This is a genomic window from Acidocella sp. (assembly GCF_036489515.1).
GTDB lineage: Bacteria > Pseudomonadota > Alphaproteobacteria > Acetobacterales > Acetobacteraceae > Acidocella.
On sequence record NZ_DASXFO010000088.1, the window covers coordinates 1 to 14468 of the forward strand.

Below are 14468 nucleotides of genomic sequence, written 5' to 3' on the forward strand. Positions count from 1 at the left end.
AAGGTTTACGGCCGCACCGGCCAGCCTTGCGAGCGCTGCCCCGGCGCGCCCGCCTGTGCCGGCATACGATGCCTCACCCAAGGCGGCCGCAGCAGCTTTTATTGCCCGCAAACGCAGCGTTAGGAAGTGGAAGAAAGAAGCCGCTTTTTGAAAAAAGCGGCGCAAAAACTTTTGGCTATGCTGGGCCATGGGCGGTGTCGCGGACATCGCCCATGGCCCAGCATAAAAAAGTTTTTTTGCTTCTTTTTGTTCACAAAAAGAAGCCCTACTCTTTACTTCAATTCATTGACCGCCTCCAGCACTTCCGCCGCGTGGCCGGCGATTTTCACTTTCGGCCAGATTTTCGCGATTTTGCCGGCGGCGTCGACCAGCACGGTCGAGCGCTCGATGCCCATATATTTCTTGCCGTACATGGATTTCTCGACCCAGGCGCCATAGGCCTCGATCACTTTCGTCTCCGGGTCGGAGGCGAGCGGGAAGGTGAGGTTGTATTTGTCCGCGAATTTCTCGATCGGCTTCATCTTGTCCTTGGACACGCCGATCACCGTCACCCCCGTTGCGCCGAGCTGCGGCAAGGCCTCTTGAAAGGCGCAGGCCTCCTGGGTACAGCCCGGGGTGTCGGCGCGGGGATAGAAATACAAGACGAAGGGCTGCCCTTTCAGCGCATCGCGGCTGACGGTGCGGCCGCCCGAGGCGGGGAGGGTGAAATCCGGCGCGGTATCGCCGATGGCAAGGGTCATCACAAAGCTCCGTGGTTGATATGATTTTCGAAACAGTCGCGCACAGCCGCACCGGCGCGCTCCATGGCGGCGCTGAGGGCGGGCAGGTCGGCAAGGTTGGTGACGCGCAGCAGCGGCGCCGCCATGGCGGGCGGCGGCTTTGTCGCCTGGTCGCGCAGCCCGGTGATGCGGTTGATGCCCTGCACGCTGCGCCACAGGAAATCCGCCGCCACCAGGGCCTCGACATCCCCCGCCGGCAGATGGCCGGCCGCCCCCAGGGCTTGCAGCGCCTCGGTGGTGTTGGCGCGGAACAGTTTCGAGTCCGCCGGGCCGTGGACCAGTTGCAGCGCCTCGGCGATGAAGGCGAGTTCCATCATCCCGCCGACCCGGGTTTTCAGGTCGAACGGCCCGCGCGGCGGCAGTTCCGCCGTCAGCCGGTCGCGCATCGCCACCGTGTCCCGGAGAATTTTTTGCGGGGAGTCTGGGCGGGCGAGGGCGGCGTCGATCGCCGTGCGAAGCACGTCGGAAAAACCGGGGGTCGCCGCCAGCACGCTGGCGCGGGTCAGCGCCAGGCGCTCCCAGGTCCAGGATTCGTGCGCGTGGTAATGCTGGAACGAGCTGAGCGAGACCGCCACCGGCCCCTGATTGCCCGACGGGCGCAGCCGCATGTCCACTTGGTAGAGCGGCCCTTCCACGCCCTGGGCGGTCAGCGCGGCCGTGAGGGCGTTCGACAGGCGCATGAAATATTGCGCCGGGGGGGCAGAAGCTTCGGCATGGTCATAGATGAACATCAGGTCGAGATCCGAGCCCGCCAGCATTTCGCCGCTGCCGGCCTTGCCGAGGGCGACGATGCCGAAGGCGGTGCGTTTCAGCCTTCCGTAGCGCAGCTGGTGCTGGGCGATCACCCGCGGCAGCAGCGTGCTGAGGGCCGCCGCCGCGAGGTTGCTGCGCAGCCGTCCGGAAGCATCGGCGTCGAGCCGGCCTTCCAGCGTCGCGACCGAGAGATGGAATTCCTCGCGCCGCACGAAATGCCGGGTCACCGAAACAGCCTGCTCGAAATCCGTCGCGTCCTGCAGCAGCCGGCGCAGCACCGGCTTGGGCGCGGCGTAACGGTCGCTGGGCGAGAGCAGCACTTCCAGCGCCTGCGCGTCATTGGCGAGGTGGTCGGCGAGCGCCGGTGCGGCCCCCAGCACGGCGGCGAGGCGGCGCAGCAATGCCGGGTTGTGCTGGAACAGTGAGAGCAGCTGGACGCCGGCGCGCTGCTGGCTCAGCAGCGTGTCGAAATGCGCGAAGGTCTTGTCCGGGTCGGGCTGTTCGCCGAGTGCGGTGAGCAGCGGCGGTAGCAGGCTCTCCAGCAGGTCGCGCGCCCGCTGTGCGCGCAGCGCCGGCACCTGCCCGCCCGACCAGGCGCGCAGCCGTTCGGCGATATGCCGTGTGTCAGCGAAGCCGAGCGCGGTGAGCCGTTCGGCGAAGGCGGCGGGCGGCGGGCCGGCGGTGCCGGGATCGACCCAGTTTTGCGCCGCCTCGTCATGGCCGGCATCGAAAAACGCCAGAAAATGCCCGTGCACGCGCGCCTGAAGGTGGGAGAACGCGTCGCGGAAATCGGGCGCGTCGAGGAACACGGCGAACGCGTCCAGGGCCGCCTCGGTGCCCGGAAGGGCATGCGTCTGGCGGTCGGCGATCATTTGCAGCCGGTGTTCCACGCGCCGCAATTCGCGGTAGTCGGCGGCCAGCTCGGCGGCGTCGGCGGCCGGCATATGGCCACTCTTGGCAAGTGCTGAGAGGGCCGGCAGCGTTGCCGGGATGCGCAAGGCCGGGTCGTGTCCGCCCCAGACCAGGCTCAGTGTCTGCACGATGAATTCGATTTCGCGGATGCCGCCGCGCCCGAGTTTGACGTCGTGCCCGAGCAGGCCGTTGGCCGCCTGCCGCGCGTCGATCTGCCGCTTCATGCCATGGATGTCGGAGACCGCCGCGAAATCCAGATTGCGGCGCCAGATGAAGGGGCGGATCGCCGCCAGAAATTCCTCCCCGAGGGCGATGTCGCCGGCCACCGGGCGGGCCTTGGAGAAGGCGGCGCGCTCCCAGGTGCGGCCCTGGCTCTCGTAATAGCTGAGTGCCGCCGGTAGCGACACCACCGCCGGCGTTGCCGCCGGGTCCGGGCGCAGCCGCAGATCGACGCGGAACACGTAGCCGTCGGCGTCGCGTTGCGAGAGCAGCGCCACCAGATCGCGCGCGAGCCGCGCCATCATCGGTTGCGCGTCCGGTGGATAGACGGAAGCCTCGGGGTTATAGAGCAGCACGAGGTCGATATCAGACGAGTAGTTCAATTCCCGGGCGCCGAGCTTGCCGAGGGCGAGCGCCACGAAAGCGGCGCCGTGTTCCGGGTTGTCGGGCTGCGGCAGGACGATCTGCCCGGCTTCGTGAAGTTCGCGCAGCAGGTGGCGCAGCGCGACTCGCAGGGCCGTCTCCGCCAGCTCGGAGAGCGCGCCGGTGATCTGCGGCAGCTGCCAGATATGGCCGAGATCGGCGATGGCGATGGCGAGTGCCGCGCGGCGCTTGGCCTGGCGCAGTGCCGCGGCGATTCGCGTCCGCGTCGCTGTCAGCGGCAGGGCGTGCAGCGCATCGAGCGCCGCGGCAAATGTTTTTTCCGGACCGTCGCGCAGGGTCGCCAGCAGGCAGTCCGATTCGCGGGCGGCGAGTTCGGCCAGATAGGGCGCGTTGCCGCCCAGAGCGTCGAGCACAGAGCGGCCCTCGTCGGTGGCGGAAAAGGCACATTCCGTGGCGCCCAGCGCGGCGAAAGCCTCACGCAGACGGTCCGCGGCGGGCCGATCGGCGGGCTGGGGAAAAGCAGGCTGGGGAAAACGGGCAGTTGTCGAGACGTCGCGCATGCGGCAGGCACAACATGATGAAGCGGCGTGCAGGTCAAGCGGGGCGAATTGTTGGCGAGGCCCTGCACCAGCTGGGCCGCATCCTTATGCTGTGTCTCGTGCTGGTGCTGCTGAGCGTCTGCCTGCTCGGCTACCGGCTCTCGAAAGGGCCGCTGGATATCCCCTATCTCGCCTCGCGCCTCGCCACGGCGGCCTCGGGCCAGGGCATCACCGTGCGCATGCAACAGGCAGAGCTGGCCTGGGCCGGGTACCGCCAGGGCGGTGGTGTGCCGCTGTTCCTGCAACTCGGCGATATTTCCATCCGCAACGCGGTCGGCGAGGAACTGGTGGAGATTCCGTCGGCGCGGCTGGTGTTCAAGCCGGCGGCGCTGCTCGGTGATCAGGCGCCGGTATTCATCAGCGGCCAGCGGGCGCGGCTCCAAGGGGCCAGCGTGCCAGTTTCGCTGACGGCGTCCTTGCACCTCGATTCCGGGTTCCGGCTCTCCTCCGCTTATATCGCGGTGACACTCGGCGCGGGCCGGATCGGCGCCGGGCCGGACAGCGTGCCGATCCGCACGGGCGGATTTTCGCTGTACCTGACTCCGTCTTTTGCCACGCTCACGAATGGCTGGGCAGCGTTGGCCCCGATGGGCCACAGCGCGCCGCAGGTCGGGTTTTCGGCAACGGCGACGCTGGATGGGCAATGGACCGGAAAACTCCACCTGACGGCGGATGCGGTGCAGGCCGCCGATCTGCCCGCTTACTGGCCGCCCAGCGCCGCACCTCACACCCGTGACTGGGTGACAAAGAACATCACCGCCGGCACCGCCCGCGATGCCGTTTTTGACATCACCCTGGCAGCACCCCGCAGCCTGGCGCAGGTGGCGCTCCAGGACGTCACCGGCCGTTTCGAGGGCCAGGATTTGACCTTGACCTGGCTGCCACGGGCACGCCCGCTGACCGCGCTGAACGGCACGATGGTGTTCGAGAACCGCGATACGGCGGTGATCACCGCGACCGCCGCCAGGCTCGGCCCGCTCACGGTCACGTCCGGGAAGATGACCATCACCGGCCTGGATCATCATGACCAGACCGGCGACCTGAGTGTGGCGCTGGCGGGCACGATTCCGGATACGTTCGCGGTGCTGAACGCGCCGCCGCTCAACCTGCTGAGTCGCGCCCCGCCGCAGGTCATCGCCGCCACCGGCACCGTGAAGGCCACGGTCACGGCAAACATCCCGTTCGTGAATCGCGTGCGGCTGGGGGATGTGGATTTGCACGTCGCCGCGTCCCTGGCCGATGTTACGGTGGCCACGCCGGTTCAGGGGCTGGTTTTATCGCAAGGCGCCGGGTCGCTGGTGTCGACCGCCGACGCGCTGCAATTCATCGCGCGGGCGCAGCTCGGCGGCGAACCGGCGAATGTGCGGCTGGACATCTCCTTCGCCCATGGGGGGACGCTGCAAGGGCTGGTGGTCACAAGCCAGGCCGGACCGGAAATTCTGCATCGCTTGGGGCTCGATGCGCCCTCCGCTTTTGCCGGGCCCGTGGCGGGCGTTGCGCCCTATACGATGCAGCTCACGGGCAGCCTTGCCGGCGTGCAGACCGCAACACTTGACGCCGATCTTACCCCGGTTGCCCTCGCCGTGCCGAAACTCGGCTGGCGCAAAAAAGCCGGGGCGGCGGCGCATGTGGCGCTGACGGCAACGCTCGATCAGGGAGGGCTCACGACGCTTAATTCTATCTCCGCCACCGGGCCGGGGCTCGACATCGAGGGGGGGGCTGACGGCAATGCGCTGGTCTTTCCGCGCCTGGACATCGGCCGTACCCAAGCGCACGGCAGGATCATGCCGCCCGCTTCTTCAGGCCAGCCCTGGCAGGTCGTGCTGGCAGGATCGGAGCTCGACCTGCGGCTGAATGCTGTTTCCGGGCCGCCCGCGCGACCGAAGCCGGCGGTGGACCAGAAAGATGAAACACAGCCAAGCGCGACGCTCTGGCGCGTCTGGCTGGATTTCCAGAAGCTCGATCTGGCCGCCAGCCCGGCGCCGGGTTTGTCCGGATTGCGGTTTTTCGCGGCCGGGGCGGGAGGTGCAGTGCTGCAGGCCAGCGGCACGGCCGGCGGTGTCGCGCTCACCATCGCGCCCTCCGGCCCGGCGCGGCATCTCACGCTGCAGGCACCGGATGCCGGGTTACTGCTCCGTGCCATGGACGCTTATGACGGGGTGGACGGCGGCACGCTGGCGCTGGACGCACAACTTGGCACAGCACCAGGCAGCCCCACCGACGGCACGCTGACCCTGCAGGATTTTCGCCTCCGTCAGGCGCCGGTTTTTACCAAGATCATGCAGGGGATGACGCTGTATGGCGTCGGCGCCGCCACGTCCGGGCCCGGGCTCGGCTTCCACCAGGCGATCATTCCCTTCACCCTCACAAGCCAGGCGCTGCTTCTGCATGAGGCGCGGGCCTATTCGGCCTCGCTCGGCTTCACCGCCTCCGGCCGGATCGGGCTTGGCGATGACGATGACATGGATATCGACGCCACGATCGTGCCGGCCTACGCGCTCAACACGCTGCCGGGCAAAATTCCGCTGATCGGCCATTTGTTCACGGCCGAGCATGGTGGCGGGTTGTTCGCGGTGCGCGCGACGGTGACCGGCAAGCCCGCTGATCCACAGGTGAGGATCAACCCGCTTTCGGCGCTGACCCCGGGGTTTTTGCGGGGCCTGTTCGGCATCGGAAAGGCGCAGCCGGCGCCGGCGAAATAAGAAAGGAAGGCTACTTTTTGTGAACAAAAAGTAGCAAAAAAACTTTATGACTCTGGGCCATGGGCTTTGTCGCTGACAATGCCCATGGCCCAGCATAACAAAAATTTTTGCGCCGCTTTTTTTAAAAAGCGGCCGCTTTCTTCTAGCCCGGCTGCTTGCTCACCACCACCATGGCGGGGCGCAGCAGGCGGCCGTTTAGCGTCCAGGTCTGGGTCCAGGCCTGCAGCACGGTGCCGGACGGGTGCTCGGCGCTTTCCTGCTCGGCCATCGCCTGGTGCAGATTGGCGTCGAATGCCGCGCCGGTCGGGTCCTGGCGGACGATCCCGTTGCGCTCCAGCAGCGAGACGAACGAACGTTCGATGCCCTCGAACCCCTCGCGCATTTTCGTCACGATGTCCGGCTCGTCCTCGGCGCGCTTCGGCAGGCTGTCGATACCGCGCTTCAGGTTCTCCGCGGCCTCGACCACGTCCTTGGCGAATTTCTGCACCGCGTAGAGCCGCGCATCTTCGACCTCGCGCTTGGTGCGGGCGCGCAGATTGGCCATTTCGGCCTCCGAGCGCAGCCACTTGTCCTTCATCTCCTGCAGCGCGATTTCGAGGCCCTCGATGCGCTGATCAGGAGCCTCCAGCAGGGGCTCGTTGGCGGGGATCGGCTCGTTCGGTTCGGCTTGATTTTGCTCTTCGGTCATGCCGCCGAATTAAGCGAATCTGCGCGGTGAAACAAGGCCGGTGGGCTCACAGCGCCGGGTGCCAGACGCACCAGCTGCTGCCCGGGGTTTCGGCGGCCGGTATGGCCTGTGCGGCGGTTCGCAATGCGAAGCCGGCATGATCGATGACGGTGTCGGTATCCTCGCCGCTGCGGGCAAAGCGCGGGGCGACGCCCACGGCCAGGCGGGCCTGGCTGGGCAGGAGGGCGGGCAATTGCGTGCAGAGGCGGGCGGCGCGCTCGCCGCCGGCGAGGTGGTCCATGCCGTCGCACCAGAGCGCCAGCGTGGTCTCGTCGATCCGGCCGAGCAGATCCGTCGGCCGGGCGATTTCCTTGAGCTGGCTCGCCAGCTGCACAGCCATCGTGCCGCGCAGCTGACGTGCGCTCTGGAAAAAGCCGAGATAGAGCAGGCAGCCCGGCTGCTCCTCGACATCCAGCCGGTCGAAGCGGCGGCTTAGTTCCGCGGTGAAGGTGACGGCGTTGTAGAGCCCGGTTTCCGGATCCTGCCGGGGATCGGCGGTGTGGGGTGCGAACTCCATGGCCTCGAGGTCGAAGAGGAGGCCATAAATGCCGGTGACCGCGCCGCCGGTGATTTTGGGCGCAAGCGACAGGCGGAACAGCCGCTCCGTCGCCGCACCAGGGATGGCGAGACGCAGATTGCCCTGCCAGGCGAGGCTTTGGTCGCAGATCGCGGCGATGATGGCGCGCAATTCCACCCCCCGTAATGACGCGTCCGGGGTGGCGAGCAGGGTGGCGAGGTCGGTGCCGAGCCATGGCCCCGGCGATTGGCCGAAAACCTTGCCCGGGCCGAAGGCGGTGAAGCGGCCGCGCGTGTCTGCCTCGAATGCCAGATCCGCCAGCATTGCGGCGACGGACAGCCATCCCAGCGCGGGAAACGGCGCCAGCCGGTCCTGTCCTGGACGGTTCGATGCGGTCATGGCACCTCGCATAGCGGACAAAAGTTAATGGAATATTAACCACTATATAACCAGTTTCGCCGCGTTGACAGCGCGGCACCCGCGCCCGCATGGTCTGCCGCATTATTCTGACCGTCACTAGGATTAAAAAATGAGCGCCGTGCCCCATTCTGACCTGCAATCCGCCATCACGGCCGCCTGGGAGCGCCGCGCCGAGTTGTCGCCCGCAACCTCGGGCGCCGACCGCGAGGCCGTCGAGGCGGCGTTGGAACTGCTCGATGCGGGCAAGGCGCGCGTCGCCGCCCCCGGCACCTCCGGCTGGACCGTGCATCAATGGCTGAAGCAGGCGGTGCTGCTCTCCTTCCGGCTCAACCAGAATGTGGTGATGGGGGCGCAAGACGCGACCGTATTCGACAAGGTGCCGGTGAAATTCTCCGGCTGGGACCAAGCGCGCTTCAATGAGGCCGGCTTCCGCGCGGTGCCGGGCGCGGTGGTGCGCCGCTCCGCCTATATCGCCCCGGGCGTGGTGCTGATGCCGAGCTTCGTGAATGTTGGCGCCTATGTCGCCGAGGGCACGATGATCGACACCTGGTCGACCGTCGGCTCCTGCGCGCAGATCGGCAAGAATTGCCATATCAGCGGCGGTGTCGGCATCGGCGGCGTGCTGGAGCCGCTGCAGGCCAACCCGGTGGTGATCGAGGATAACTGCTTTATCGGCGCGCGCTCCGAGGTCGCCGAAGGCGTGATCGTCGAGACCGGTGCGGTGCTCTCCATGGGCGTGTTCCTTGGCGCCTCGACCAAGATCATCGACCGCGAGAGCGGCGAGGTGTTCATGGGCCGCGTGCCGGCCTATTCGGTGGTGGTGCCCGGCACGCTGCCCGGCAAGCCGCTCGCCGACGGCACGCCCGGCCCGAACCTCGCCTGCGCCGTGATCGTCAAGCGCGTCGATGCGCAGACCCGCAGCAAAACCTCCATCAACGAGCTGCTGCGCGCCTGATGGATCCTCTGGTCCTCGCCCAGGAGCTGCTGCGCTGTCCGTCGGTGACCCCGGCGGATGGCGGCGCGCAAGGCGCGCTGGCGGCGGCGTTGGAGCGGCAGGGGTTTGCCGTGACGAAACTGCGCTTCGGTGCGATCGAGAATTTTTTCGCCGAGCGGCCGGGTGCGGGAAAACATCTCTGCTTCGCCGGCCATACCGATGTGGTGCCGCCTGGTGCCGGCTGGGCGCATGATCCGTTTGGCGGCGTCGTGCAGGACGGCGTGCTCTACGGGCGCGGGGCGGTGGACATGAAAGGCGGCATCGCCGCCTTCGTGGCCGCCGCAGAAAAGCATCCCCGGGCGCATCTCTCGCTGTTGATTACCGGCGACGAGGAGGGCGAGGCCATCGACGGCACCGTGCGCGTGCTGGACTGGATGGCGACGGCGCAAAAGATTCCGGATTTCTGCGTGGTGGGCGAGCCGACCAGCAAGGAGCGGCTCGGCGACGTGGTGAAAATCGGCCGCCGCGGCAGTTTGAACGCGCGCATCACCGTGACGGGAAGGCAGGGCCATGTGGCCTATCCGCATCTGGCCGAGAACCCGATCCATCGTCTGGTGCCGGCGCTGGCGGCGATGATCGCCACACCGCTGGACCAGGGCACGGAATGGTTCGAGCCTTCCTCGTTGCAGGTGACCAGCGTCGATGTCGGCAATCCCGCCGGCAACGTGATTCCCGGCACCGCCACGGCGCGGCTGAACATTCGCTTCAATGACCGCCACAACGAAGCCGGGTTGACCGATCGGCTGACCGAAATTCTGGCTCTCATTGCGCCGCAGGCGGAGCTGGAGGTGCGTTGCTCGGGCGAGGCGTTTTTGACGCAACCCGGCCCACATACTGAGGCACTCTGCCGCGCCGTGACGGCGGTCACGGGTGTTGTGCCGGAGCAGAATACAGGCGGCGGGACGTCCGATGCGCGGTTCATCGCCCGCTATTGCCCGGTGGCGGAATTCGGCCTGGTCGGTGCTACCATACATCAGGCCAATGAACGCGTGCCGGTGGCGGAGCTGCGCCAGCTGGCCGATGTCTATGGCGCTTTGATCGAGGAGTTTTGTCGGTGATCGTGCGTGGTCTGTTCCTGATGGCGCGGGGCGCCAAATCCGGCATCAAGGAGTTCGACAACTCCATGGATGGGTTCACCGCCTCGCTGGCGCCGCTGATCGCGTTTCCACTCGTGGGGGCGGGGATTTCGGCGATGGGCGGGCAGTGGCAGCTGGCCCTCATCGGCTTTTTGTCGCGCCTCTGCGCGGTGCTGGCGCTGCCGCTGATCACCCATGAATTTGCCCGTCGCACCGGGCGCGAGGCGTTGTGGCTGCGCACCGCCACGGCGCTCGACTGGTCGTTCTGGCTGCTGGTGCCGATGCTGTTCATCGCCGCGATCGCCGGGGCGATCCTGGTGCAGTTCGGCCTGCCGATGGCCAGCGCGGAATATGCAGCACTCGGCCTGATGGGCGCCTACCTGCTCTGGTATCACTGGTTCATCGTGCGCACCGGGCTGGTGCTCGGGCGGGGCCAAGCGGCGTTTCTGGTGGTGATCACCGGCCTCACCGTCGCACTGTTCAGCGCCGGGCCGTTCCTGCTGAATTATGCGATTACGGGTTCGAGCGGGTTGCCGGTGGGGTAGGAAGAAAGGCTTCTTTTTGTGAACAAAAAGAAGCAAAAAAACTTTGTTAATCTGGGCTATGGGCGTTGGCGCCGACAAAGCCCATGGCCCAGCATGACAAAAGTTTTTGCGCCGCTTTTTTCAAAAAGCGGCTGCTTTCTTGCTCTAGTAGGGACGTTCACCCATGACATTCCCTGGCGGATTGTAATCGCAGACCAGGAGGTCGAAGCCGTTGCCCTCAGCGAAGCCGCATCCGACCTCGGTCGTCGTCTTCCAGACCATTTGGCTGTAATGGCCCACATCCGACCAATTGCCGGTGGTGGAGATCGCCGGGAAGTCGCCATCCGTGAAGTTAGCCTGCTCGCTGCCCCACAGATCGACCAACTGCGTCAGCGACATGGTGCCGGCTGTGGCCATTGCCAGGTTCTGGCCCGGCCCGCTGTGTTCGAGTTGTCCGAGCTCAGCGAGATGGTCAGCCCAACGCTGCGCATGAACCGCCAGCCGGTTGGACCAGTGCAGGGGCGGAAGACCGAGATTTTCTCGATAGGCGTTATGGGCGGCCAGCAGCTCGGCTGTGCTGCGCGGGCCGGCATGGGCGTGCGCCGATAAACCCAGAGTCAGGGCGGCAAACACGGCGATGGATCGTCTCTTCATTTAATCCTCTGTTGGTCCAAATGACCACCGGTGCAAACCGGGTCGGCGTGGCGGATAACGGGGCGCAATGGCGGAGATGTGGCGGCAAAAGTTTTTGCGCCGCTTTTTTCAAAAAGAGGCTGCTTTGCTGTATGCTGCGGCGTCTGGACCACAAGATCGTAAGCAGCTGATTTGCAGGAGACATGCCATGCGCTTGCTCTGCGTTCATCCTGGCCCCCTGATGTACACAAAGGTGTTCCTGCGCCTGGAGCCGCTCGGGCTGGAGCTTGTCGCCGCGGCGGCGCTTGCTCATGGTCACGAGGTCAGGCTGATCGATCTCCAGGTCGAAAGCCATCGCGCCTATTTTCGCGGCCTTGGCGCCTGGCGACCTGGCGTTGTGGCCTTTTCATGCAACTACCTCGCGAATATCCCCGAGATTGTTGACCTTGCTAAGGAGACCAGGCGGCGCTGGCCCGGGATCCGTATCGTGGTCGGCGGTCACAGCGCCTCCTTCGTGGCGGAGGCGATCCTCGCGCACAGCGAGGGGGCCATCGATTGCGTGCTGAAGGGCGAAGGCGAAGCGGCGATGCCGCTGCTGCTCGAAGCCATCGCAACGGGCAGCCCTATGCATGACGTGCCCGGCGCCGTCACGCCGCAAGGTTCCGGCCCCAAGCCGGTCTTCGTTGATGACCTCAATGCGCTGCGCCCGGCGCGGCATCTGCTGCGCCACCGGCGCCGCTATTTTATCGGCCCACTCGATCCCTGCGCCAACATAGAATTCTCGCGCGGCTGTCCGTGGGATTGTACATTCTGTAGCGCCTGGACCTTTTATGGCCGCAGCTATCGCCTTCTTGATCCTGCAAACGTGGTCGAGGATCTCGCCGCCATTCGTGAGCCCAATGCCTTCATTGTGGATGACGTCGCCTTTATCCGCCCCGAGCATGGCATGGCGATCGGCGAGGCCATCGCGCGCCGCGGCATTCGCAAGAACTACTATCTGGAAACGCGCGGCGATGTCCTGCTTCGCAACAAGGACGTTTTTCGGTTTTGGAAAACAATTGGCCTCAGCTACATGTTTCTCGGGCTCGAGGCGATCGACGAAGAGGGGCTCAAGCGTTACCGCAAGCGTGTGCCGTTAGGGCGCAATTTCGAGGCGTTGGAATTCGCCCGTTCGCTCGGCATCAACGTGGCGATCAACTTGATCGCCGATCCGGACTGGGACGAGGCGCGTTTCGCGACTGTCCGGCAATGGTGCCTGGATGTGCCGGAGATCGTGAACATCAGTGTCAACACGCCCTATCCGGGCACCGAGACATGGCTCACGGAGCAACGCCGCCTCATCTCGCGCGACTACCGGCTGTTCGATATTCAGCACTGCGTGCTGCCGACGAAACTGCCGCTCGAGACTTTCTATCGCGAGCTCGTCGAGACCCAACGCGTGCTGTACATGAAGCATCTTGGCTGGCGCACGCTGTGGGACACTGTCGGCATCGTGGGGGAGCAGCTCGTACGCGGCCAGACGAACTTTCTGAAAAGCCTGTTCCGCTTCAACAGCGTCTACGATCCGGCGAAATTCCTCGCCGACCACGCCTTGCAGGTACGTTACGAGGTGCCGCTGCCGTCGCCCACGTCTGAAGCGAAGCCCGAAACCATCTATGTGCACGCGGCCCGCAGCAGACGCGACCGCGCGCTTGACGGTGGCACCGAACAATTCGTGGTTGAAACCGGCGCGCGTGCGTTCGAGCAGGAGAAGGCTTCTTTTTGTGAACAAAAAGAAGCAAAAAAACTTTGTTAATGCTGGGCCACGGGCGATGTCGGCGACACAGCCTCAGGCCCAGCGGACCAAAAGTTTTTACGCCGCTTTTTTTAAAAAGCGGCTGCTTTCTTTTTCTAATGCCGCAGATACTGGGCGAGTTCCGCCGTGGCCCGGCGCCAGCTATCGGACGCCGCAGATGGGGCATAGGCGGCGCCGGCGAGGACGAAATCATGCCCGACATTGGGATAGGTGATGAGCTGCAGCGGCGCGTTTTGCACCGTCGCAGCCTCGGCCAGCTGCCGCGCGGTCGTGATCAGGCAGCAATTGTGGTAACTATCCTCAACGCCAGCAAACATCAGTACCGGAACCTTGATTTTGCCGACGAAGACCGGAATGCCGCCGATCATCGAGGTGGCCGGGTACCAGGCGACAATCACGGAAACCAGATCCGGCCATCGCGAGGCGTAGAACAGGGCCATACCGCCGCCCAGGGAGAAACCCACCATCCCAACCTTGCCGGGAAGCCCATGCGGAGCATTCGGGGCATTCTGCACGACGGCTTTCAGGGCGGCACCCTGGCTGCCCTTCACGGCGTTGCCGTCGACGAGGACGACATCGTAGCCAAGTGCTGCGATCCGCCGCGCCGGGGCCAAGTAGGCGGCTGCGCCCATCGCACCGGAAACCACGACAACCACGGGGCCTTTGCCTTGCGGCGGCGGGATTTCCTGTTGAGCTTTTGCTGGGGCGGCCATGCAGAGACCGAGCGCCACGAAAAAAAAGGCGGCGAGCATTGGATGCGCACGGACCCCTGGATTTTTCATCTGGACCACCCCCAAGCAAAGCTAGAACCGTACCGCGCCGAGAGGCAACTCAAATCATTGTCATTGTGCAAGGGAATCCAAAAAAGTAGGACGGGTACGGACGGCCTCAGCCTCCTACGCCTCATTGCTCGCAACTGGTCACATTACGCAATGATTGCGGCGGGTTGAGGGGATATGTCATACTCATCCGTCCGCTCTTATTCATGCCGCCAGCGGATCGGGCGGTATGGCTGACAAATCGGGCCCAAGGCGGCCGCCTAACAATCCATCGGGTCGGGCCGGGCGCAAAACCGCCACCAGCTAACCGGCCGAACTCCGCTCCTTGCTTACGGCCAACCAAGCCGCGCCGTATCTGGGTGTTACCGCCAAGGCGCTGGAGAGCTGGCGCGGCGCCGACACCGGACCCGCCGACATCAAGCTGATACGCCATTTTCCGACAAGGAGGTCCACAAGTCGCCCGGTATGTTGCTAAATACGGTGAGCCTCAGGGCCGCGTCGCCAAAGCCGTTCTGATTACTAACCCGGCCGCCAAATAGGTATCACGCTCTTCGTCATGCGGCATATCGGACATCAGCCGCCTGAAAGAAGGAACGCACCTTTTCCGGCCGGCGTTGCAGTCCGCGCATGTGAGAATGCAGCCCAGCCTTCATTG

General features: G+C 65.3%; 11 protein-coding genes and 1 pseudogene. 6 read left to right on the top strand and 6 right to left on the bottom strand.

Annotation, left to right across the window (positions count from 1 at the left end):
• Nucleotides 1-123: pseudogene (locus VGG47_RS12685) on the top strand (DNA-formamidopyrimidine glycosylase); the annotation flags it as partial.
• Nucleotides 124-272: 149 nt separating this feature from the next.
• Here the strand turns inward: VGG47_RS12685 and bcp are convergent.
• Entirely contained in the window at nt 273-740 is a 468-nt protein-coding gene (gene bcp, locus VGG47_RS12690) for a thioredoxin-dependent thiol peroxidase (protein WP_331539109.1), read from the bottom strand.
• The gene (locus VGG47_RS12695) at nt 740-3607 is read right to left on the bottom strand and encodes a bifunctional [glutamine synthetase] adenylyltransferase/[glutamine synthetase]-adenylyl-L-tyrosine phosphorylase (RefSeq protein ID WP_331539111.1); all 2868 of its coding nucleotides are present in this window, start codon (nt 3605-3607) and stop codon (nt 740-742) included. The genes bcp and VGG47_RS12695 overlap by 1 nt, the downstream gene beginning before the upstream one ends.
• Before the next feature lie 14 nt (nt 3608-3621).
• Here VGG47_RS12695 and VGG47_RS12700 point away from each other — a divergent pair, with 14 nt between their 5' ends.
• The gene (locus VGG47_RS12700) at nt 3622-6348 is read left to right on the top strand and encodes a DUF3971 domain-containing protein (protein WP_331539113.1); all 2727 of its coding nucleotides are present in this window, start codon (nt 3622-3624) and stop codon (nt 6346-6348) included.
• A gap of 142 nt (nt 6349-6490) precedes the next feature.
• Here VGG47_RS12700 and VGG47_RS12705 read toward each other — a convergent pair whose 3' ends face one another.
• Together VGG47_RS12705 and VGG47_RS12710 are read right to left on the bottom strand one after the other, a co-directional pair.
• Entirely contained in the window at nt 6491-7036 is a 546-nt protein-coding gene (locus VGG47_RS12705) for a nucleotide exchange factor GrpE (protein ID WP_331539115.1), read from the bottom strand.
• A 46-nt stretch (nt 7037-7082) separates the two neighbouring features.
• Nucleotides 7083-7991: a GGDEF domain-containing protein gene (locus VGG47_RS12710; protein WP_331539117.1), complete on the bottom strand. Its 909-nt coding sequence runs from the start codon at nt 7989-7991 to the stop codon at nt 7083-7085.
• Between the two features lie 130 nt (nt 7992-8121).
• Here VGG47_RS12710 and dapD point away from each other — a divergent pair, with 130 nt between their 5' ends.
• From dapD to VGG47_RS12725, 3 genes are read left to right on the top strand one after another with little or no spacing between them, the layout of a single operon-like run.
• The gene (gene dapD, locus VGG47_RS12715; protein WP_408842034.1) at nt 8122-8967 is read left to right on the top strand and encodes a 2,3,4,5-tetrahydropyridine-2,6-dicarboxylate N-succinyltransferase; all 846 of its coding nucleotides are present in this window, start codon (nt 8122-8124) and stop codon (nt 8965-8967) included.
• A complete protein-coding gene (gene dapE, locus VGG47_RS12720; RefSeq protein WP_331539119.1) occupies nt 8967-10064 on the top strand; it encodes a succinyl-diaminopimelate desuccinylase in 1098 nt (365 codons plus the stop codon). The genes dapD and dapE overlap by 1 nt, the downstream gene beginning before the upstream one ends.
• Nucleotides 10061-10627, top strand: a complete 567-nt coding sequence (locus tag VGG47_RS12725) for a hypothetical protein (protein WP_331539121.1) — start codon at nt 10061-10063, stop codon at nt 10625-10627. Before dapE ends, VGG47_RS12725 begins: the two co-directional genes overlap by 4 nt.
• A gap of 144 nt (nt 10628-10771) precedes the next feature.
• Here the strand turns inward: VGG47_RS12725 and VGG47_RS12730 are convergent, their stop codons facing one another.
• Nucleotides 10772-11260, bottom strand: coding sequence for a CAP family protein (locus VGG47_RS12730; protein WP_331539123.1), 489 nt, complete (start codon nt 11258-11260; stop codon nt 10772-10774).
• A 187-nt stretch (nt 11261-11447) separates the two neighbouring features.
• Here VGG47_RS12730 and hpnR point away from each other — a divergent pair, with 187 nt between their 5' ends.
• The gene (gene hpnR, locus VGG47_RS12735) at nt 11448-13034 is read left to right on the top strand and encodes a hopanoid C-3 methylase HpnR (protein ID WP_331539129.1); all 1587 of its coding nucleotides are present in this window, start codon (nt 11448-11450) and stop codon (nt 13032-13034) included.
• A 95-nt stretch (nt 13035-13129) separates the two neighbouring features.
• Here the strand turns inward: hpnR and VGG47_RS12740 are convergent, their stop codons facing one another.
• Complete coding sequence (locus tag VGG47_RS12740) at nt 13130-13816, bottom strand: alpha/beta hydrolase family protein (protein ID WP_331539125.1); 687 nt, start codon at nt 13814-13816, stop codon at nt 13130-13132.
• Between the last annotated feature and the right edge of the window lie 652 nt (nt 13817-14468).